Below are 20,070 nucleotides of genomic sequence, written 5' to 3' on the forward strand. Positions count from 1 at the left end.
TACAGTTTTTTGATCAGACTCAGCTGGGTATTCCCAGACGTTTACGGCTAATCTGCGCACTCGCTGACGACAACAAGACAAAAACAGGAGTCACTGATGCAACCGATCCGTCTCGGTCTGGTGGGCTACGGCAAGATTGCCCAGGATCAACATGTGCCGGCGATCAACGCCAATCCCGGATTTCGTCTGGTGGCGGTCGCCACGCAAGGTAAACCCTGTGCCGGGGTGGAGAACTTTCACTCGTTGAGCGAGTTGCTGGAGAACGGCCCCGAGGTGGATGCGATTGCGTTTTGTACGCCGCCGCAAGGTCGGTTCGCACTGGTGCAGCAGGCGCTGGCCGCCGGCAAACATGTGTTGGTGGAAAAACCGCCGTGCGCCACGCTGGGCGAGGCGCTGGCCTTGGTCAGTCAAGCGCAGCAACAGGGTGTCAGTGCGTTGTTCGCCTGGCATTCGCGCTACGCCCCCGGTATCGAAGCCGCCCGCGACTGGCTCGCCAGCCGCACGTTGCAAAGCGTGCAGATCGACTGGAAAGAAGACGTGCGCAAGTGGCATCCCGGGCAGACGTGGATCTGGCAACCCGGTGGTCTGGGCGTTTTCGATCCGGGCATCAATGCCTTATCGATTGTCACCCGTTTGCTGGCGCAGCCATTGTTTGTCGAAGCCGCCGAACTGCGCGTACCGGACAACTGCCAGTCGCCGATTGCCGCGTCGATCAAGATGTCCGACGCGAACCGACTCGACGTGCAGGCCGAGTTCGATTTCGACCACGGTCACGACGAACTCTGGAGCATCGAGATTCGCTGCGCCGAAGGGGTGCTGCGCCTGGATAACGGCGGGGCGCTGCTGAGCATCGACGGCGTGCGCCAGGCGGTATCGGAAGAGGGCGAGTACACCGCGGTGTATCGGCACTTTCAGCAACTGATTGGCGATCGGGCCAGCGACGTCGATCTGCAGCCACTGCGGCTGGTGGCTGACAGTTTCTTTGTCGGCAGCCGGGTGGCAGTCGAACCGTTTTATGACCCGGCACGTTGATCAGTTGAAGCGGGAGAGCTGTCGCGTGATGACAGCGAACTTGAGCGTCAGGCCTAAGCTAATGCAAAAAGGGTATTTGTTCGTGGTTTTTAAGATCGTTTAGTTTTGTCTCACGACGAATCAAACGCATCAAACCGATAGACCCCCGATTGCCATGACGGCACACGCTGAATCGATCAAAGGCTCTTCAGGTTTGGTTCACACGGGAGTGAATCATGCCGCATACCCTCGATATCACTACGCTGCCGACGCTGGACCTTTCGTTGTTCGAAGGCACCGCGCAACAGCGTTATGAATTTCTTGAAAACCTGCGTCACGCCGCGCGTGACGTCGGCTTTTTCTATCTCACCGGCCATGGCATCGACAGCCACCTGCTCAAGCAGGTGCAGGATCACGCCCGGCAGTTCTTCGCCTTGTCCGAGCACGAAAAAAACGCCGTCGGCATGATCAATTCGCCGCATTTTCGCGGTTACAACCGTGCCGCTTCCGAGATCACCCGTGGTCAACCCGACTGGCGTGAACAGTTCGATCTCGGCGCCGAGCGCGAAGCGTTGTCGCTGGATGCGGACAGTCCGTTGTGGGCTCGGTTGCAGGGGCCCAACCAATGGCCGGCGGCGCTGCCAGAACTGAAACCGCTGCTGCTCGAATGGCAACAGGCGATGACGCGCATGGCGTTGCGTCTGTTGCGTGCCTTTGCCCAGGCCCTGTCGCTGCGGGCGGACGCGTTCGATCAGTTGTACGGCGACAAGCCTAACGAACACATCAAGTTGATGCGCTATCCAGGCCAGGCCGCCAACGCGAGCCAGCAAGGCGTCGGCGCGCACAAGGATTCCGGGTTCCTCAGCTTTCTGCTGCAAGACCAGCAGACCGGTCTGCAAGTGGAGGTCGAGGAAGGGCGCTGGATCGATGCGCTGCCCCGCGACAACACGCTGGTGGTGAACATCGGCGAACTGCTGGAGCTGGCCAGCAACGGCTATCTGCGCGCCACGGTGCATCGGGTGGTGTCGCCGCCCGCAGGCAGCGAACGCTTGTCCATCGCCTTCTTCCTCGGCGCGCAACTCGATGCCGTGGTGCCGCTGTATCCGTTGCCCACCGCGCTGCTGCGCGAAGCGCGTGGCCCGGCGAGTGATCCGCTCAATCCGTTGTTTCGCGATGTCGGCTGGAACTACCTCAAGGGTCGGTTGCGTTCGCACCCCGACGTCGCCCGGCGCTTCTATGCCGACGCGCTGATGCCCGCCGCACCGGCTCGTAAAACCGCCAACGCCTGATTCATCACTCGCTCAAGGACTCCGCTCATGTTGAAAAAAGCAGGTTTGACCCTGGCCGTGCTCGGCGCGCTGGTGACTTCGTTCGGCGCGCAGGCACTGGAGCCGTTGCGCGTGGCTGCCGACCCGGTGCCCCACGCGCAGATTCTCGCGTACATCCAGACAATCGATCCGCAACTCAAGCTCAAGGTCATCGAGATTCCCAACGGCGTGAACTCCAACGAGCTGTTGGTGCATGGCGATGTCGATGCCAATTACTTCCAGCATCTGCCGTATCTGAAATCCCAGGAACAAGCGCTGGGGCAGAAACTCGCGGTGGCCGCCACGGTGCATATCGAGCCGCTGGGCATCTATTCGCGCCGGCACAAAAGCTTCGCCGATGTGCCGGAAAAAGGCACCGTCGCCGTGCCCAACAACGTCACCAACCTGAGCCGTGCGCTGTACCTGTTGCAGGACAACGGGTTGATCAAACTCAAGCCCGGCTTCAAGGATCCGGCAGCCGATCAGGCCACACCCAAAGACATCGCCGAGAACCCGAAACAGCTGAAGATCCTTGAAATCGAATCGCCGCAAATTCCTCGGGCCCTGGACGACGTCGACCTTGCGGTGATCAACGGCAACTACGCACTGGAAGCCGGACTGGTGCCGGCCCAGGATGCGCTGGGGCTGGAAAAGGCCGAGCACAATCCGTACGCCAACATTCTGGTGACCACGCCGACACTGCAGAACGATCCGCGCATTGCGCAACTGGCCAAGGACCTGACCTCGCCGCAAGTGGCGAAATACATCAGCGATAACTTCAAGGGGTCGGTGATTCCGGTGGAGGATGGCAAGCCATGATCGTCGTCGAGCAGTTGAGCAAGACCTACCCGTCGGCGCCGGCACCAGCACTGGATCAGGTGTCGCTGAGTATTCCCGACGGCGCGATCTACGGCATTCTCGGGCGCAGCGGGGCGGGCAAGTCGACCCTGTTGCGATGTCTCAATCTGCTTGAACGCCCGGACAGCGGGCGGATCCTGATCGACGGCGTGGACCTGCTGACGCTGTCTGCCAGCGACCTACGCCGCCAGCGTCAGCGCATCGGCATGATCTTCCAGGGCTTCAATCTGCTGCACTCGCGCACCGTGTTCGACAACATCGCCGTGCCGCTGGAAATCGCCAACGTCGGCAAACCGTGGCGCCATGTGCGGGTGCGCGAACTGCTGGAACTGGTCGGCTTGACGGACAAGGCGCAAGCCTTTCCCACGCAGTTGTCCGGTGGGCAAAAACAACGGGTGGGGATTGCCCGCGCGCTGGCTGCCGAGCCTGCGTATCTGCTGTCGGACGAAGCCACCAGCGCGCTGGACCCGGAAACCACGGCGTCGATTCTTGAGCTGCTGCGCGACATCAATCGGCAACTGGGCGTGACCATTGTGCTGATCACCCATGAGCTGGAGGTGGTCAGGTCGATCTGCGATCACGCGGCGTACATGGCTGACGGGCGCCTGGTCGAGGCCGGCCCGGTGCCGCGTTTGCTCGCCGATGCGCAATCGAGTCTCGGCACTTCATTGCGTCCGACCTGCGGCCTGCCGCTGGGCCACGACATTCCCGGTCTCAGCTTCCTCAAGCAATACGGCGTGCGGGCGGCCCAGTCATGAACCGCGCGATCAACTGGGATGAAATCCTGCAACTGGTGTTCAACGCCACCGGCGAAACCCTGTACATGGTCTTGCTTGCCGGGCTGTTCACGCTACTGATCGGTTTGCCGCTCGGGGTGTTGCTGTTTGTCAGTCGGCGCGACGGACTGTGGCCGCTGCCACGGCTCAATGCCGCGCTGGGTTCGCTGGTCAATCTGGGGCGCTCGCTGCCGTTTGTGGTGATGTTGATTGCGCTGATTCCGCTGACGCGTCTGCTGGTCGGCACCACCCTCGGCAGCACCGCGGCGGTGGTGCCGATCACCATTGGCGCGTTTCCGTTTTTTGCGCGGATCGTCGAGAACGCGCTGGATGAAGTCGACAAGGGCCGGATCGAAGCGATCCTCGCCATGGGCGGCGATATCCGTCATGTGATTTTCAAAGTGCTGCTGCCTGAAGCGCTGCCGGCACTACTGGCGGGGGTCACTCTGACGCTGGTGATGTTGATCGGTTTTTCTTCCATGGCCGGGGTGATTGGCGGTGGCGGCCTCGGTGATCTGGCGATCCGTTATGGCTATCAGCGTTTCAACAATGAAGTGATGGTCGCCACCGTGGTGGTGCTGGTCATTCTGGTGCAGGGCGTGCAGAGCCTGGGCGACCGGCTGGTACGTTCGCTGGCCCATCGACGTTAAGGAATTTTATGAGTGTCGTCGTGGCCCGCGCGCCGCTGATTCAGGTGCGTGAACTAAGCAAAACCTTCGGCTCGAACCGCGCACTGGATCGCGTCAGCCTGCAGATTCATCCCGCCGAAGTGGTGGCGTTGCTCGGTGCCAACGGTGCCGGCAAATCGACGCTGGTGAAGATTCTCGCCGGCAGCCAGTGCGCCGATAGCGGCGAGATTTACATCGACGGTCAGCCCCGGCAATTCAGCTCGCCGCTGTCGGCACGTCGGGTCGGGATTATCGCGGTGCATCAGCAGATCAACGAGGGCATTGCGCCCGGTTTGAGCGTGGCGGAGAACCTGCTGCTCGATGAACTGTGCCGGCCCGACGCGGACTTCTGGCTCAATCGCCAACGCTTGCTGGAGCGCGCTGCGAGCATCGCCGCCGGGCTGGGTCTGGTGTTGCCGCTGGAGCAACCGATTGAACACCTTGGCCAGGCCGAACGGCAGTTGGTGGTGCTGGCGCGGGCCTTTGCCCTGCAGCCGCGTCTGCTGATTCTCGATGAGCCGACGGCAGCGTTATCAGATGCCGAGGCGCAGCGGCTGTTCGGGCTGATCGACACCCTGCGTAGCCGTGGCGTGGCGATTCTGTACATCTCCCATCGCTTGTCCGATCTGCAACGGGTGGCGGACCGCGCCATTGTCCTGCGCGATGGTCGACCGGCCGGGGAATTCAGCGCACGGCAGTTGCCGGAAGCGGTGCACTCCATGCTCGGACAGGCGCTGGACGGGCATGTCTACACGCCCGGCAGCGTGGGCCGAAAAGTCCTTGGTGTGCGCGGTTTGCAGATTTTGCCACGCTCCAGGCGTTTCGATTTCGACCTGCACCAAGGCGAAGTGGTGGTACTGACCGGGCTGCTCGGCGCTGGCAAAAGCGAAATCGCCGAAGTGTTGTTCGGCTTGCGCAAAGCGGTGGCCGGCAGCCTGCAACTGGACGGCATGGACTGGCTGCCGGGTTCGCCAAGGGCGGCGATTCACAGCGGTGTGTTTCTCGCGGCGGAGGATCGCGCCAGTCAGTCGCTGGTGGCGGATTTCTCCCTACGCCGGACCCTGACGCTGCCGTTTCTGGAGCGCTTCACCCGTGCCGGTTTCATTCGCAACCGCGCCGAAGCCGCAGCGGTCGAGGCGCAAGTCGCGGCGCTGGGGATCAAGACCGCCGGCATCGAGGTGCCGATGAGCGCGCTGTCCGGCGGCAATCAACAGAAGGTCGTGCTTGGCCGCTGGCTGCTCGGAGAAGGGCGGGCGTTGATCCTCGACGAGCCGTTTCAGGGGGTCGACGTGCGCGCCCGCCGCGAGATCGGCCAACTGCTGCGCGACAGTGCCGGCGGCCGCGCGACCCTGGTGATTTGCGCCGATGTCGATGAAGCTCTGGAAATCGCCGACCGCATTCTGTTGGTGCGCGATCACGCGGTGGTCGCCGAATACCCGCGCGCCGGTCTTGAGCGCGCGACCCTGGTCGCTGCGCTGGCCGGCAGCGACGCTAGCGAAAATCCCTTTCATGCCACGCCAAGGAGCAGAGCGAGTGCCTGATTCGAGTTCACTGTTGTCGTCCGCTACGGCACCCACCGAGCGCCTGCTGCAAGCGCTGATCCGCTACGGCCTGTTGTGGCTGCTGGCGCTGATCGTGGTGTTTTTCAGTGTCGCGGAGCCGGCGTTTTTGCGCGTCGGCAATCTGTTCAGCATCTTGCAGTCGGTGTCGATCGTCGCGCTGCTGGCCCTTGGCGTGACGCTGACCATGGCCGTCGGCGGACTTGATCTGTCGATTGGTGCGGTGGCGGCGATGAGCCTGATGATCGCCAGTTACGTGATGGTGGTGCTCGGTTGGGGCGCGGTGCCGGCGGTGCTGATCAGTCTGGCCGGTGGCGCACTGGTCGGGCTGCTCAATGGCTGGCTGATCGTCAAGCTGCGGGTGCCGGACATTCTCGCGACGCTGGGCAGCATGTTTCTGGTAATTGGCGTGCAACTGATTCCCACGGGTGGGCGCTCGATTGCGGTGGGCATGACCTTGCCCAGCGGTGTGGAAACCGAAGGCACGTTCAGTGCGGCGTTTCTCGCGTTGGGTCGCGGGCGTTTGTGGGAAGTGGTGCCGGTGCCGGTGTTGATCACTGCGCTGGTGGCACTGGCGGTGTGGCTGTTTCTCGAGCGCACGCGCATCGGGCGCTTGTTTTATGCCATCGGTGGTAACGAGCAGGCGGCACGACTGGCTGGGGCGCCGGTACAGCGCTTCAAGTTACTTGCCTACGTGCTCTCGGCGTTGCTCGCCTCGCTCGGCGGGTTGCTGTTGGCGGCGCGCCTGGGTCGGGGTGATGTCAGCTCCGGCAACGGTCTGGTGCTGGACGCCCTCGGTGCGGCGCTGATCGGTTTTGCCGTGCTCGGCGCGAAGAAGCCCAATGCGTTCGGCACGTTGGTCGGCGCACTGTTGGTGGCGTCGCTGCTCAATGGCCTGACCATGCTCAACGCGCCGTACTACGCGCAGGATTTCGTCAAGGGACTGGTGCTGGTGCTGGCCCTGATGTTCACCTTCGGCCTCGCGCATCGGGCGCGCTGAGCTGGTTCATTTGTCGCTGCAAGGAAGATCTATGCACGGTTCAATCAAGCAGTTCGCACGCCATTGCCTCGCCGGCGCGGTGCTCTCGGCATTGGCTTTGAGTGCTCAGGCCAAGGCATTGCCAGGTGCTCCGGCGCCGTTCGATAAAGGTCAGGTGCAGATCGCGCTGGTCGGCTATCTGTTTTCCGGGGACTTTCCCGAGGCGTACCTGCGCGGCGTGGAGAAACAGACCGAGGCGCTGGGGGCCAATCTGCGGGTGTTCGATGCGCGGCAGCAGGCGGCGAGTCAGGGCGAGATGATCGATCAGGCGATCGACCTCGGCGTCGACGGGATCATCGTGCAACTGGGCCTGGCGGAAACCCTCAAGGGACCGATTGACCGGGCGATCGCCAAAGGCATCAAGGTGGTGGCGTTCGACGTCGATCTGAACAGCCCGCAAGTGACTCAGGTCGAGCAGGATCACCATGCACTGGCGCGACTGGCGCTGGATCAGGCGGTGAAGGACAACGGCACGCGGTTCGATGCCGGTTACGTGTACATCAGCGGCTTCACCCCGATGGAGCGCCGCGACGAGATCTGGAGTCAGGTGAAAAAGGCCAATCCGGGCATCATCGAGAAGGCGCGCTTCGGCACGCTCAACCCGCCGATTGCTAACTCGGTGGCGGATCAGGCCAGCGCGGTGTTGCGCGCCAATCCGGATATCAGCGTGATCTTCGCGCCGTTCGACGAGTTTGCCAAAGGCGCGAAGATCGCCGTCGACGAGGCCGGGCTGGGGCGCAAGGTGAAGATCTACAGCGCCGACATCTCCACCGCCGACATCCAGATCATGAAAGAACCTGACAGCGCCTGGGCGGCGACCGCCGCGGTCAATCCGCAAGTGGCGGGGGCGATCAGCGTGCGCAGTCTGGCGATGTTGATTGCCGGCGAAAATCCGGGACATCAGGTGTTGGTGCCACCGACCCTGATCACCCGTCAGCAGTTGCTCGATCTGGACGTGAAAAACGTTCGTGACCTGGCGCAGAAACTCCCGGCGTTCGGCGATACCGCCAACGTGGCGCGGGCCGAGTGGATTCCTGTGGCGAACTGAATGCAGTCGTTATCACCGGGTGATGCGCTGTATGCGCGGTAGGCATCCTGACGCGCTTGGGAGTGAACATGCACAACAAAGCCATGCGTTTGCGCAACAGCCGCGCACCTAAGGCTGATCCGGCGCTCGGTCAACGTTTGCCGCCGGGGCAGGTGTTGACGGAGCGCTTCCCGATCCTCCACGAAGGCACGGTGCCGGAGTATGAATTGGCAACCTGGTCACTGCGCCTGTTCGGCAAGGTCGGGCGTGGCGTCGAGTTGAGTTTTGCCGACCTGCAAAGGTTGCCGCAGCGCGAGTTGCAATGTGACATTCATTGCGTGACACGCTGGTCGAAGTTCGACACGCAGTGGAGCGGGGTGCATCTGCAGGATTTGCTGAGCGAGCTCGATATCCAGCCCGCTTCACGTTTTGTCATGGCCCACGCCGATCACGATTACCAGACCAACCTGTTGCTGGACGACCTGCTGCACCCGGACAGCCTGCTCGCCACCCATTACGCCGGCCAACCCTTGACCGCCCAGCACGGCTGGCCGCTGCGGCTGGTGGTCGCCGGGCGCTACTTCTGGAAAAGCGCCAAATGGCTGCGCGGTCTGGAGTTTGTCGACGAAGAACAACCCGGCTTCTGGGAGCGCAACGGCTTTCACCTGCACGCCGACCCGTTTGCGGAACAACGCTTCAGTGCGCAGGCCCTGGACATTGCCGAGGATGCCTGGCTGGAAAAGGAATTCGACTAAAGGTTTGCGCATGTTTGCAGTCAACATCTCGGGTGACTGGACTGGCCCCTTCGCGAGCAAGCCCGCTCCCACATTGGATCTGCGGTGGATGAAAGCAATGTATTCACCCCGATCAACCTGTAGGAGTGAGCCTGCTCGCGATGGGGCCCGGACATTCAACTGCTTCGGTGGCTGATATACCGCTATCGCGAGCAGGCTCACTCCTACATTGGATCTGTGATGGATGATAACTATGCGTTTACCCCGATCAACCTGTAGGAGTGAGCCTGCTCGCGATGGGGCCCGGACATTCAACTAATTTGGTGGCTGATACACCGCTATCGCGAGCAGACTCACTCCTACATTGGATCTGTGGTGGATGAGAAGTCAGTGTTCACCCAGTCAAACCTGTGGGAGCGGGCTTGCTCGCGAAGGGGCCAGCCCAGTCGATATTTTCGGTGACTGAACGATAGCTATCGCGAGCAGGCTCACTCCTACAAAAGATCTTTGTCTGATCTTGAATTAGTGGGTGTTAGTTAGGGTTTAAGTGTTTGTCCAGCAACACTTGTGTTGCTCTAAAAACAAATAATCGGCCCGATCTAACCTAAGTGTTATTGGTTCTTTTACGGCAAGCCTCAGCCCGTCTAGCATCGGTGTTCAAGGGGAAATAACTAACTTTGGGGATTCTGCGCTTAACCAACTCAATACGTTTAACCAGCCTTCACCGCCTTCCTGATTTCTAAAACTACAGCAGACATTGCCGTGCATTGATTGCCGACCCTTTATTGTCGGCAACGGCCGGGTATTAGCTGCGATAAAGGAGCTGTCCCATGTATCAGCGTTCCCGTTCATTACTGGCCATCGCGGTGGTCGGTGCGATCTGGCAAGTTCCGGCGCAAGCCGAAGACACTTCCACCCGCGTTGACGATGACACACGGCTGGGTACCGTGCTGGTCACTGGCACCCGTGGCACTGCTCGCACGGTTCTGGATTCTCCAGTGCCGGTTGACGTGTTGACCGCCGCCGATCTCAAGTCCACCGGCGCGGCCGACGGTGAACTGGGCCAGGCGCTGCAGACGTTGCTGCCATCGTTCAGCATGCCGCGTCAGTCCAACTCCGGTGGCGCCGACCACGTGCGCGCCGCACAGTTGCGCGGCATGAGCCCGGATCAGGTGCTGGTACTGGTCAACGGCAAGCGCCGTCACACCTCGGCGGTGGTCAACGACTCGTCGAAAATCGGTCGTGGCACGGCGCCGGTGGACTTCAACTCGATCCCCATCAGCGCGATCAAACGCATCGAAGTGCTGCGCGACGGCGCCGGGGCGCAGTACGGTTCCGACGCGATTGCCGGGGTGATCAACATCATCCTCGACGACGCGCCCGAGGGCGGGGAAGTGTCCACCAGTTACGGCGCGTTTCACACCCATCAGGACGCCATCGGCAGAACCACCACCGACGGCCAGAACAGCGTGACCACCGCGAAGATCGGCACGCGCCTGGGAGAAGAGGGCGGGTTCATTCGCGGCGGCACCGAGTACAAAAATCGCAACCCGACCAACCGCGCCGGTTTCGACGGTTTTGCCGATACCCCGGACCAGCGCAACTACGTGATGGGCGACGGCCTGGCGCGCGACGTCAACCTGTGGTTCAACAGCGAGCTGCCGCTGGCCGGCGGCAAAGCCTACAGCTTCGGCACTTACAACCAGCGCCACACCACCGGCGCCGAATTCTATCGCTACCCCTACGAGCAGCCGCAGTTCTATCCCAACGGCTACCTGCCGCAGTCGCTGGGCGACAACAAGGACGTCTCCGCCACCGCCGGTTTCAAAGGCATGATCGGCGAAGACTGGGACTTCGACAGCAGCGTCACCCATGGCCGCAACCGCTTCGACGGTTCCACCCGCCGCACCCTCAACGTCAGCCTCGGCGAGGACTCGCCGACCAGGTTCGACACCGGCGATTACGAGCTGCGCCAGACCACCAGCAATCTCGATTTCAGCCGCGAACTGCGCCTCGGCGGACGCTCGTTCGTACTGGCGCTGGGCGGTGAATACCGCTATGAAAACTACCTGACCTACGCCGGTGACGAGGTCTCCTACATCGGCTCCGGCGCTGACGGTGCCAACGGTCTGCGCCCCAGCGAAGAGTCGGACCTGGACCGCAACGTGTTTGCGACCTACGCCGAGTTGTCGGGCGATCTCACCGACCGCTTCTTCGTCGACGCGGCCACACGTTGGGAACATTACGATGATGCCGGCAGCAAACTCACCGGCAAGCTCAGTGGTCGCTACAAACTGACCGAGCAGTGGGCGTTGCGCGGTGCGGTGTCGAACAACTTCCGCGCGCCGTCGCTGGCGCAGAGCGGTTTCCAGAACACCACCAGCAACTTCGGCGAAGGCGGCACGCTCACCGATATTCGTGTGCTCTCGGTCAACGATCCGATCGCCCGCGCGCTGGGGGCCGAGAAGCTTGATCCGGAAACCTCGAAGAACTTCAGCTTGGGGCTGACCTTCCAGCTCAACGAACGCTTCGACGCCTCGCTCGATGTGTTCCGCATCGACGTCAAGGACCGCATCACCCTGTCGCAGCGCATCGGCAGCGACGCCATGGAGCAATACATCAACGACAACTTCGGCGTGGCCGGGGTGCACGATGTCAACTTCTTCACCAACGCCGCCGACACCAGCACCCACGGTGCCGAACTGGTGCTCAACTACCATCAGCCGCTGTATGAAGGGCAACTGGGCCTGACCACCGCGTACACCTACAACCACACCAAAGTCACCAGCACCAAAGGCACACCCTCGCAATTGACGGCGTTGGGGATCGGCAGCGATGCACTGGTCGGCGTTGAAGAAACCAACACCCTGACTGACGCTGCGCCCAAGGATCGTTTCGTGTTTTCCGCCAACTGGGCCAGCGAGCACTGGGGCCTACTCGGGCGTCTGACCCGGCAGGGCGAGACCACCCGCGTATTCGACTTCGGCGACTCGCAACCGGAGCAGACCTATGGCGCAGTGTGGCAACTGGACGCCGAGGTGACCTACAAATTCACCCCGAAATTCAGCGTCGCCCTGGGCGGCAACAACCTCACCGACAACTACCCGGAACGCTCCGGCTCGGCGATCAACTACGGCGGCAACTTGCCGTATGACGTGCTGTCGCCGATCGGCACCAACGGCGCTTACTACTACGCCAGCGCCACTTACGGCTTCTGAGCCGATTCGCCATGGATGGCGGATCTTCTGCGGGACTCTGCATGAATCACTCTAATGGCCCCAAGCGCCATCTGCCGGTGCTGCAGGCGTTGCTGATCACGCTGGGCATGGTGATCACCACCGACATCCTCAAGACCGCGCCGACCGTGGCGCTGAACGTCGGGCCGGAATATTTCTACTGGGTCTGGGTGCTCGGCGGTCTCGCGTCGATGGCCGGGGCCTTGTGCTTCGCCGAGATGGCCACGGCATTTCCACATCCTGGCGGCGACTATCACTTTCTGCGCACGGCCTATGGCGAGCGCATGGGGTTCCTGTTCGCCTGGTCGCGCTTCTCGGTGATGCACACCGGCTGGATCGCCTTGTCGGCGTTCATGTTTGCCGATTACGTCAATGCCGTGGTGCCGCTCGGTCGATACGGCTCGGGGCTGTTTGCCGGCGGGGTGATCGCTGCGCTGGTGTTGCTCAATCTCACTGGCAAGCACATCGGTTTCATCACCCAGACCTTGTTGGTCGGCTTGTTGGCGCTGGGCTTTCTGAGTATCGCCAGCGCCGGGGTGTGGCTGGCGTGGCAGGGGCTCGAAGCGGAGCCAGCGAGCGTTTCGGTTGTGCCGGAAAACACCGGTATGGCCGGGTTTTCGGCGGCGATGATTTTCGTGTTTCTGGCGTTCGGCGGCTGGAGCGATGCGGCGACCTTGTCGGCGGAAGTGCGCGATGGTCGACGCGGAATATTCATCGCCATGCTCGGTGCGCTGACGCTGCTGATGGCGATTTATCTGGCGCTGAACTGGGCGTTTGTGCGAGGCCTGGGATTCGCCGGACTGGCGGCGAGCAACGCACCGGCGGTGGAACTGTTGAACCGTGCATTCGGTGCGCCGGGGGTGCTGCTGATTCTGCTGATGGTGGGCATCGCGGCCATCGCCAGCATCAACTCGACCTTGCTGGTCGGCGCCCGCACCACCTATGCCGCGGCCCGCGATGTGCCGCAGTTGCGTCGCTTCGGCGAGTGGCACGAACGCGACGGCGTGCCGCGCAAAGCCTTGCTGGCGGAGGGCGCGGTGGCATTGTTGCTGGTGCTGTTCGGCAGTTTCACCCAGAGCGGCTTCAACACCATGGTCGAGTACCTGACCCCGGTGTATTGGTTGTTTCTGAGCTTCAGCAGCCTGGCGCTAATCATTCTGCGGCGGCGCTTTCCCGACGTGCCGAGGCCGGTCAGGGTGCCGTTGTATCCGCTGGTGCCGCTGCTGTTTTTCGGTCTGTGCCTGTACATGCTCTATTCGAGCGTGACGGTGGTGGGGTGGGGCGCGTTTCTGGGGATTGGCGTGTTGCTGGTGGGCGCGCTGCTGCTAGCGGGATTGAGCCGCCTGGCGTCGACGCCTCGGCAAGCTCTGGGGCAGATCAGCGATTAGAACGATATGTCGGCCGGTTGCGACAGACGCAGTACCGACAAGTCACCGGTAATGCGTTTGTACGCCAAACGAATCGCTTCGATGTTGCCGGCGTTCTGCGGATTGTTCTCGTGCAGGATCACGATGACCTTGGTGCTCAACCGCTCCGGCTCCTGCGCCCCATGATCGCGCCACTGCCCATAGGCATCGAACACGGTGAAACCGTCGGCAAACCGCGACGTCACTTCCTTGTCGAGAAACGCGCGCCAGCGCGCCGGGCTGACGGCGCCTTCCTTGCCATCCACCGTGCCCACCGAGAAGTACAGCTCGGTGCGGATCCACTGCGCCTGCGCCGGACGTGTGGCATCGCCTTGCAGGGTTGAACTGGCGGGGTCATGGGTGTGAACGGCGGCAGGCGGCGGGCTGGCACAACCGGCGACAGTGGCGAACAGTGCGGCCAGTAACAGGCGTCTTTGCATGAAGCATCCCTTTTTATGAGTTGAGTACAGGGGCGCAATTATAGAGGGCGAGGTTAATAGCGATAAAAGATTAAAAAATGGTTTTGTGGTTGATTAGTGGAATAAGGAACGAACCAAGCCAGGATGCCAAATGTACCGCCGCCTTCGCGGGCAAGCCCGGCTCCCACAGGTCTCGTGGCGTGCATAAATCCCTTGATCCACACATCTCCCCTGTGGGAGCCGGGCTTGCCCGCGAAAGCGCCGGTTCAGCTAATAAAGATGCTGGATGCACCAACGCCATCGCTGGCCAGCCAGCCCCCACAAGTTTTTGCGGTGTACACAGATCCGCTGATCGGCATCATCCACTGTGGGAGCGGGCTTGCCCGCGAAAGCGCCGGTTCAGTCAATAAAGTTGTTGGATGCACCAACGCCATCGCTGGCAAGCCAGCTCCCACAGTTTCTCTCGGTGCTTTCCAGCAGCGACGGCGTACTAACGCGTCGCTCAGCGCCCCTCATGCTGCTTGCGATAAGCCCCCGGTTGCACCCCCACCGACTTGGCGAACGCTCGGGTAAATGCGGCGATCGACTGATAGCCCACGGCCGCGCACACCTGTTCCACCGTGTGATTGGCCCGCAGCAACTGGCAGGCATGCCGAATGCGCAACGCCAGCAATACCTGCCCCGGCGATTGCCCGGCCAGTTCGTTGAAGCGTTTGAAAAACGCCGAGCGCGACAGGCCGATACTCGCCGCCATGCTCTCCAGCGACCACGGTAATTGCGGCTGTTCGATCAACTGGTCCAGCAACGGCGCGAACTGCGGATTGCGCGCCAAAGCCACGAGGCCGCCGAGGCTCTGGTTGTCGGCCATCTGTTGGCGCAACACATACAAAAACAGTAGATGACTCAAGCGTTCGAGCAGCGCCGAGGAGGGCGCCGGCAAGCGTTCGCACTCTTGCAGGATCAACTCGAACAAGGCTCGCGCCGCGCTCGAAGAAGGATCGCCCGCGCGCAGGATGATCCAGTCCGGCAGGCCTTCGATGATCAGCGACGACAGCCCGGACTTGAAATGAAAGAACCCGCAGACCAGCCCGACGCCATCCTGTGCCTGACTGTCGAGCGCGGTCATGGCCCTGCGCGGCAGCGTTTGGGCGAGGGCCGGCTCTTCGGCGCTGGAGAGGCGGTAGTTCAGATCGCGCAGCAGAAATACCGCATCTCCGGCGTTCAACACTATCGACTGCTCCTGCCCGTCAATGTGCAGCCAGCAGCGGCCCTGCACGATCAAGTGAAAACTGGCGCGCGCCAGTCCGTGCGTACTTGCATGCCAACCACCGCAATAGCGCCCGACGTGAAACAGGCTGGCATCGAGTTCGAGGCTTTCTAATAACCAATCAACCAGGGGGCTGGACGAAATCATCTAATGGAAACACTCAGGAGCAAGTAATCGCTACTTTAGAATATGGATCGAAATTTTTATAACCAACAGACTGGCCGGACACTCAACAACAGGAGTCCACTCCATGTCGCGCGTCACTCTTCACACCGTGCAAAGCGCTCCCGAAGCCGCCAGACCGTTTCTGGAAAATGCGCAGAAAAACTCCGGATTCATTCCGAACCTGCTGGCCGTGCTGGCCAATGCCCCGGCCGCGCTGGAAACCTACGTTACGGTATCGGCGCTCAATGGCAAGTCCGAACTCAGCCTTGCCGAGCGCGAAGTGGTGCAACTGATTGCGGCCACCCACCATGGTTGCGATTTCTGTGTCGCAGGTCATACCGCCGTGGCGCTGAATAAGGCCAAACTGCCGCCGGAAGTGGTCAGTGCGCTGCGTGAGAAAGCCACCGTGCCCGCGGAAAAACTGGAAACCCTGGCCGCGTTTGCCCGCGAAGTGATTGCCACCCGGGGCAAGGTCAGCGACCAGACCTTCAACCAATTCAAGGCTGCCGGCTACACCGAAGGCAATGCGCTGGAAGTGATCCTCGGCATCAGCCTGGCGACCCTGTGCAACTTCGCCAACGTGTTCGCCGACACGCCGCTCAACCCCGAGCTGGCGCCGTATCGCGCGTAATCGGCCAGCGCTTCAGGCCGCATCGTCTATGGTTGATGCGGCTGCGTACAAGGAGAGAAACGACATGCTCAATCAGGCATTGACGCAATGGCTGGAACACAACGCCCAGGCCCTGGATGCGGGCGACGGCGATCCACAACAGGTGCTGACGCAACTGGCGCAGGCCGGCGTGCTACGGGTCGGCATCAGCCCGGCGCTGGGCGGCAGCGGTGGTCACGTAAGTGATGCCGTCGAAACCCTGGCCGCCGTCGCCAGCCATTCATTGGCGGCGGCGTTTGTGTTCTGGGGCCAACGGGCCTTCATCGAATATCTGTTGCACAGCCCCAACGCGGCGCTGAGGGAAAAACTGCTGCCGGCGTTGCTCCGCGGAGAGCTGGCCGGGGCTACCGGTTTGTCCAACGCGATGAAATACCTGTCGGGCATCGAGGCACTGCAAGTGCGTGCCGCCCACACCGCAGAAGGCTGGACCTTGAACGGGCGCCTGCACTGGGTGACCAATCTGCGCAAAAGCGGTTTCGTGGTGGCGGCGGCGATCGAGCACGAGGAGGGTGGTTCGCCGTTCGTGCTGGCGATCGCCGATGACGCTGCCGGCGTACAACGTTCCGCCGATCTGCAACTGATGGGGCTGCAATCGAGCAACACCGCAGCAATCGATTTCGCGCAAGTGGCGGTCGGACGCGAATGGCTGCTGCATGAAGATGCGCGCAAGTTTCTGCCAGCGGTGCGCCCGGCGTTCCTTGGCTTGCAGTGCGGCATGGCGATTGGTCTGGCGCGACGGGCGCTGGCCGAGGTCGAAGGACATTTGCAGGACGGCCGTTCGATTCTGCTGGAGCCGTTGCAGGAACAACGCGAGCAACTGGCGCAGAGCGTCGATGCGCTCAAGCAGGGTCTGCACGACGGACGTTTCCTGACCCAGCCGGGCGCCTTGTTCCAGATCCGCATCGCGCTGGCCGAATCCGCCGCCAACGCCGTGCAACTGGAACTGCAATCCAGCGGCGGCAAGGCCTATCTGACGGAGCACGGCAGCGGTTTCGCCCGGCGCTGGCGCGAGTCGGCGTTCGTGCCGATTGTCACCCCGAGCCTGGTGCAATTGCGCGCTGAATTGCAGCGGCAGAAACGGGAAGCGACGGCATGATTGCGCCGGTGCTGGAAGCGCAGGGCGTCAGCCTCGGCTACCCACGGGAGCAGGGCTGGCACACCGTGCTGGAACACTTCGACCTGCAATTGCAGCCCGGTGAAGTGGTGACCATTCTCGGCCCCAGCGGTGTCGGCAAATCCAGTCTGCTGCGAGTGCTGGCGGGTCTGCAGGCGCCACAACAGGGTCGGGTGAGCCTGCTTGGCGAGCCACTGACCGGCGCACATCCACGGGTGGCGGTGGCGTTTCAGGACCCGAGCCTGTTGCCATGGCTGACTTTGGAAAAGAACGTCGCCTTCGGTCTCGATTTCGCTCGCCAGCCGCACCTCACGGCCGAGCAGCGCAAGGCGCGGATCGACCACGCCATTGCTGCGGTCGGCCTCGAACATGCACGTCAGCAGCACCCGGCGCAGTTGTCCGGCGGCATGGCCCAGCGCACCGCGTTGGCCCGCTGTCTGGCGCGGCAGCCGCAGGTGCTGTTGCTCGATGAACCGTTCGGTGCGCTGGATGAAATCACCCGCGCCGACATGCAGCAGTTGCTCCTGCAACTGATTGCCGAGCACCACACCGCAGCCGTGTTGATCACCCACGACATCGACGAAGCCCTGCTGCTTTCCGAGCGGATTCTGCTACTGGGTAACAGCCCGGCGCACATCCTCGGCGAGTGGCGCATCGACCTGCCTCAGCCGCGTGCCGAGCTGGTCGAGGAACTGGGCGCGCTGCGCATCGACATCCTCAAAACCCTTCGGCGGGCGAGCCGCAACCCCCTCATTCAACCTGTGCCCGCTACGTCGGAGATTGACCATGTGCCTGGACGACTTCACTCACACACGTCGTGACTTCCTCAAACTCAGCGCGTTGCTGACCGCTGGCGGCGCGTTGCCGTTGCTCAACAGCCTGAACGCCCGCGCCGCGTCCGAGCCGAACGCGCCGGTGCGCATCGGTTATCTGCCGATCACCGATGCCACGCCGCTGCTGGTCGCGCACAACAACGGCCTGTTCGAGGCCGAAGGCATTCAGGCCGAGCGCCCGGTGCTGCTGCGCAGTTGGGCACAGGTGATCGAGGCGTTCATTTCCGGGCAGGTCAACGTGATTCACCTGCTTTCGCCGATGACCGTGTGGGCGCGTTACGGCAGCAAGGTGCCGGCCAAGGTCGTGGCGTGGAACCACGTCGGCGGCTCGGGCCTGACCGTGGCGCCGGGCATCACCGAGGTCAAGCAACTTGGCGGGCAGTCGGTGGCGATTCCGTTCTGGTATTCGATTCATAACGTGGTGGTGCAGCAGTTGTTCCGCGACCACGGTCTGGTGCCGGTGAGCAAATCGGCGAGCGCCGCGCTGGCGCCGAACGAGGTCAATCTGCTGGTGCTGCCGCCGTCGGACATGCCGCCAGCCCTGGCGAGCAAACGCATTGCCGGCTACATCGTCGCCGAGCCGTTCAACGCCCTGGCCGAGGAACTCAAGGTTGGCCGCGTGCAGCGCTTTACCGGCGACGTCTGGCGCAATCACGCCTGCTGCGTGGTGTTCATGCACGAGCAGGATCTGAACAACCGCCCCGAGTGGTCGCAGAAAGTGGTCAACGCCATCGTCAAGGCGCAGGTCTGGACCCGCGACAACCGCGCCGAGGCGGCGAAACTGCTGTCCAAGGACGGCGAAAATCGCTACACGCCGCACGCGCAACCGGTGCTCGACCGGGTGCTGTCGCCGGCCACCAGCGACCGCGAGCAGTATCTGGCCAGCGGCGCGATCCAGCACAGCCATTGGGACGAGCAGCGCATCGACTTTCAGCCGTACCCGTTCCCCAGCTACACCGAAGAACTGGTCAAACGTCTGAAGGACACGCTGATCGAGGGCGACAAGGGTTTCCTCGCCGGCCTTGATCCGCAGCAGACCGCCAAGGATCTGGTGGATGATCGCTTCGTGCGCAATGCCATCGCGGCCGTTGGCGGCATGCAGACCTTTGGCCTGCCGGAAAGCTTCGAACGCAGCGAGGAGTTCAGCCTCTGATGCGTCAGCGATCTTCTTCGACCGTACACGGTTTGTTGGGTGTGGCGGGGCTGTTGTGCCTGTTGCTGCTGTGGTTGCTGGGCGTACACGTGTTCGGCGGCAACGACAGCCTGGCGCTGCGCTTTTCACCCGAGGCAACCCTGGCCAGCCTTGGCGAACTGTTGCTGCGCCCGGAGCTGTACGAGCATGTGCTGGTCAGCCTGAAGCGGATTCTGGTCGGTCTGCTGCTGGCGCTGCTGATCGGCGTGCCGCTGGGCTTGATGATTGGCAGTCACCGGCATCTGGAAGCGGCGACCACGCCGGCATTTCAGTTTCTGCGGATGATCTCGCCGCTGTCGTGGATGCCGGTGGTGGTGATGCTGATGGGCGTTGGCGATCAGCCGATCTACTTCCTGCTGACCTTCGCTGCGGTGTGGCCGATCCTGCTCAACACCGTGGCCGGTGTGCGCCAGCTCGACCCGCGCTGGCTGCAACTCAGCCGCAGCCTCAGCGCCACCCGCTGGGAAACCCTGCGCAAGGTGATCCTGCCCGGCGTGCTCGGCCATGTGCTGACCGGGGTGCGGCTGTCGATCGGCATTCTGTGGATCGTGCTGGTGCCGTGCGAGATGCTCGGGGTCAGCGCCGGGTTGGGCTACTTCATCCTCGATACGCGTGATCGACTGGCGTATTCGGAACTGATGGCGATGGTGCTGCTGATCGGTGTGCTGGGCTTTGCGCTGGATGCGTTTGCGCGCTGGCTGCATCGGCGTTGGGCGCCGGCCTGAGCCTCTTCCCGCCACCATCACGTTGACTGACACACCGCCATCGCTGGCAAGCCAGCTCCCACAA

At 62.4% G+C, this 20,070-nt stretch carries 18 protein-coding genes; 16 read left to right on the top strand and 2 right to left on the bottom strand.

What is annotated here, in order from left to right:
- Window positions 1–96 precede the first annotated feature (96 nt).
- From ACOYXG_RS11130 to ACOYXG_RS11180, 11 genes are all read left to right on the top strand, one after another.
- The gene (locus ACOYXG_RS11130) at window positions 97–1,032 is read left to right on the top strand and encodes a Gfo/Idh/MocA family protein (protein ID WP_460357700.1); all 936 of its coding nucleotides are present in this window, start codon (window positions 97–99) and stop codon (window positions 1,030–1,032) included.
- Window positions 1,033–1,247: 215 nt separating this feature from the next.
- Window positions 1,248–2,300 carry an isopenicillin N synthase family dioxygenase gene (locus ACOYXG_RS11135; protein ID WP_460357703.1) on the top strand — a complete coding sequence of 351 codons (1,053 nt, stop codon included), beginning with the start codon at window positions 1,248–1,250 and terminating at the stop codon, window positions 2,298–2,300.
- A gap of 27 nt (window positions 2,301–2,327) precedes the next feature.
- Window positions 2,328–3,137: a MetQ/NlpA family ABC transporter substrate-binding protein gene (locus ACOYXG_RS11140; RefSeq protein ID WP_460357706.1), complete on the top strand. Its 810-nt coding sequence runs from the start codon at window positions 2,328–2,330 to the stop codon at window positions 3,135–3,137.
- Entirely contained in the window at window positions 3,134–3,934 is an 801-nt protein-coding gene (locus ACOYXG_RS11145) for a methionine ABC transporter ATP-binding protein (protein ID WP_460357709.1), read from the top strand. Before ACOYXG_RS11140 ends, ACOYXG_RS11145 begins: the two co-directional genes overlap by 4 nt.
- A complete protein-coding gene (locus tag ACOYXG_RS11150) occupies window positions 3,931–4,602 on the top strand; it encodes a methionine ABC transporter permease (RefSeq protein ID WP_460357712.1) in 672 nt (223 codons plus the stop codon). The genes ACOYXG_RS11145 and ACOYXG_RS11150 overlap by 4 nt, the downstream gene beginning before the upstream one ends.
- 8 nt (window positions 4,603–4,610) lie before the next feature.
- A complete protein-coding gene (locus ACOYXG_RS11155; protein WP_460357715.1) occupies window positions 4,611–6,161 on the top strand; it encodes a sugar ABC transporter ATP-binding protein in 1,551 nt (516 codons plus the stop codon).
- The gene (locus tag ACOYXG_RS11160; protein ID WP_150368019.1) at window positions 6,154–7,179 is read left to right on the top strand and encodes an ABC transporter permease; all 1,026 of its coding nucleotides are present in this window, start codon (window positions 6,154–6,156) and stop codon (window positions 7,177–7,179) included. The genes ACOYXG_RS11155 and ACOYXG_RS11160 overlap by 8 nt, the downstream gene beginning before the upstream one ends.
- 31 nt (window positions 7,180–7,210) lie before the next feature.
- The gene (locus ACOYXG_RS11165; RefSeq protein ID WP_007966380.1) at window positions 7,211–8,266 is read left to right on the top strand and encodes a substrate-binding domain-containing protein; all 1,056 of its coding nucleotides are present in this window, start codon (window positions 7,211–7,213) and stop codon (window positions 8,264–8,266) included.
- Window positions 8,267–8,334: 68 nt separating this feature from the next.
- Entirely contained in the window at window positions 8,335–9,000 is a 666-nt protein-coding gene (locus ACOYXG_RS11170) for a sulfite oxidase-like oxidoreductase (RefSeq protein ID WP_460357720.1), read from the top strand.
- 809 nt (window positions 9,001–9,809) lie between these two features.
- Window positions 9,810–12,197: a TonB-dependent receptor plug domain-containing protein gene (locus tag ACOYXG_RS11175; RefSeq protein WP_460357722.1), complete on the top strand. Its 2,388-nt coding sequence runs from the start codon at window positions 9,810–9,812 to the stop codon at window positions 12,195–12,197.
- 41 nt (window positions 12,198–12,238) lie between these two features.
- Window positions 12,239–13,603 carry an APC family permease gene (locus ACOYXG_RS11180; RefSeq protein ID WP_460357724.1) on the top strand — a complete coding sequence of 455 codons (1,365 nt, stop codon included), beginning with the start codon at window positions 12,239–12,241 and terminating at the stop codon, window positions 13,601–13,603.
- On the opposite strand, the gene ACOYXG_RS11185 is transcribed toward ACOYXG_RS11180, so the two are convergent.
- Together ACOYXG_RS11185 and ACOYXG_RS11190 are read right to left on the bottom strand one after the other, a co-directional pair.
- A complete protein-coding gene (locus ACOYXG_RS11185) occupies window positions 13,600–14,061 on the bottom strand; it encodes a DUF3574 domain-containing protein (protein ID WP_460357727.1) in 462 nt (153 codons plus the stop codon). The two genes, ACOYXG_RS11180 and ACOYXG_RS11185, sit on opposite strands and share 4 nt — an antisense overlap.
- A gap of 481 nt (window positions 14,062–14,542) precedes the next feature.
- A complete protein-coding gene (locus ACOYXG_RS11190; RefSeq protein WP_460357730.1) occupies window positions 14,543–15,454 on the bottom strand; it encodes a cupin domain-containing protein in 912 nt (303 codons plus the stop codon).
- Window positions 15,455–15,557: 103 nt separating this feature from the next.
- Here ACOYXG_RS11190 and ACOYXG_RS11195 point away from each other — a divergent pair, with 103 nt between their 5' ends.
- The 5 genes from ACOYXG_RS11195 (at window position 15,558) to ACOYXG_RS11215 (ending at window position 20,006) form a co-directional block, all read left to right on the top strand.
- Window positions 15,558–16,103, top strand: a complete 546-nt coding sequence (locus tag ACOYXG_RS11195; protein ID WP_460357733.1) for a carboxymuconolactone decarboxylase family protein — start codon at window positions 15,558–15,560, stop codon at window positions 16,101–16,103.
- Between the two features lie 64 nt (window positions 16,104–16,167).
- Complete coding sequence (locus ACOYXG_RS11200; RefSeq protein WP_460357735.1) at window positions 16,168–17,238, top strand: acyl-CoA dehydrogenase family protein; 1,071 nt, start codon at window positions 16,168–16,170, stop codon at window positions 17,236–17,238.
- Window positions 17,235–18,077, top strand: coding sequence for an ABC transporter ATP-binding protein (locus ACOYXG_RS11205; RefSeq protein WP_460357737.1), 843 nt, complete (start codon window positions 17,235–17,237; stop codon window positions 18,075–18,077). The genes ACOYXG_RS11200 and ACOYXG_RS11205 overlap by 4 nt, the downstream gene beginning before the upstream one ends.
- Window positions 18,043–19,242, top strand: coding sequence for an ABC transporter substrate-binding protein (locus ACOYXG_RS11210; RefSeq protein ID WP_346833878.1), 1,200 nt, complete (start codon window positions 18,043–18,045; stop codon window positions 19,240–19,242). The genes ACOYXG_RS11205 and ACOYXG_RS11210 overlap by 35 nt, the downstream gene beginning before the upstream one ends.
- The gene (locus ACOYXG_RS11215; protein WP_460357740.1) at window positions 19,242–20,006 is read left to right on the top strand and encodes an ABC transporter permease; all 765 of its coding nucleotides are present in this window, start codon (window positions 19,242–19,244) and stop codon (window positions 20,004–20,006) included. Before ACOYXG_RS11210 ends, ACOYXG_RS11215 begins: the two co-directional genes overlap by 1 nt.
- Window positions 20,007–20,070: the final 64 nt, after the last annotated feature.

This window comes from Pseudomonas sp. G3-39, assembly GCF_054790485.1.

What these genes read in the sequence shown, in the direction of transcription:
- ACOYXG_RS11130 (WP_460357700.1), top strand. Translation starts at nt 97, where the DNA reads ATGCAACCGATCCGTCTCGGTCTGGTGGGCTACGGCAAGATTGCCCAG.
- ACOYXG_RS11155 (WP_460357715.1), top strand. Translation starts at nt 4,611, where the DNA reads ATGAGTGTCGTCGTGGCCCGCGCGCCGCTGATTCAGGTGCGTGAACTA.
- ACOYXG_RS11205 (WP_460357737.1), top strand. Translation starts at nt 17,235, where the DNA reads ATGATTGCGCCGGTGCTGGAAGCGCAGGGCGTCAGCCTCGGCTACCCA.
- ACOYXG_RS11135 (WP_460357703.1), top strand. Translation starts at nt 1,248, where the DNA reads ATGCCGCATACCCTCGATATCACTACGCTGCCGACGCTGGACCTTTCG.
- ACOYXG_RS11145 (WP_460357709.1), top strand. Translation starts at nt 3,134, where the DNA reads ATGATCGTCGTCGAGCAGTTGAGCAAGACCTACCCGTCGGCGCCGGCA.
- ACOYXG_RS11150 (WP_460357712.1), top strand. Translation starts at nt 3,931, where the DNA reads ATGAACCGCGCGATCAACTGGGATGAAATCCTGCAACTGGTGTTCAAC.
- ACOYXG_RS11215 (WP_460357740.1), top strand. Translation starts at nt 19,242, where the DNA reads ATGCGTCAGCGATCTTCTTCGACCGTACACGGTTTGTTGGGTGTGGCG.
- ACOYXG_RS11140 (WP_460357706.1), top strand. Translation starts at nt 2,328, where the DNA reads ATGTTGAAAAAAGCAGGTTTGACCCTGGCCGTGCTCGGCGCGCTGGTG.
- ACOYXG_RS11195 (WP_460357733.1), top strand. Translation starts at nt 15,558, where the DNA reads ATGTCGCGCGTCACTCTTCACACCGTGCAAAGCGCTCCCGAAGCCGCC.
- ACOYXG_RS11200 (WP_460357735.1), top strand. Translation starts at nt 16,168, where the DNA reads ATGCTCAATCAGGCATTGACGCAATGGCTGGAACACAACGCCCAGGCC.
- ACOYXG_RS11170 (WP_460357720.1), top strand. Translation starts at nt 8,335, where the DNA reads ATGCACAACAAAGCCATGCGTTTGCGCAACAGCCGCGCACCTAAGGCT.
- ACOYXG_RS11190 (WP_460357730.1), bottom strand. Translation starts at nt 15,454, where the DNA reads ATGATTTCGTCCAGCCCCCTGGTTGATTGGTTATTAGAAAGCCTCGAA.
- ACOYXG_RS11185 (WP_460357727.1), bottom strand. Translation starts at nt 14,061, where the DNA reads ATGCAAAGACGCCTGTTACTGGCCGCACTGTTCGCCACTGTCGCCGGT.
- ACOYXG_RS11165 (WP_007966380.1), top strand. Translation starts at nt 7,211, where the DNA reads ATGCACGGTTCAATCAAGCAGTTCGCACGCCATTGCCTCGCCGGCGCG.
- ACOYXG_RS11175 (WP_460357722.1), top strand. Translation starts at nt 9,810, where the DNA reads ATGTATCAGCGTTCCCGTTCATTACTGGCCATCGCGGTGGTCGGTGCG.
- ACOYXG_RS11180 (WP_460357724.1), top strand. Translation starts at nt 12,239, where the DNA reads ATGAATCACTCTAATGGCCCCAAGCGCCATCTGCCGGTGCTGCAGGCG.
- ACOYXG_RS11210 (WP_346833878.1), top strand. Translation starts at nt 18,043, where the DNA reads ATGTGCCTGGACGACTTCACTCACACACGTCGTGACTTCCTCAAACTC.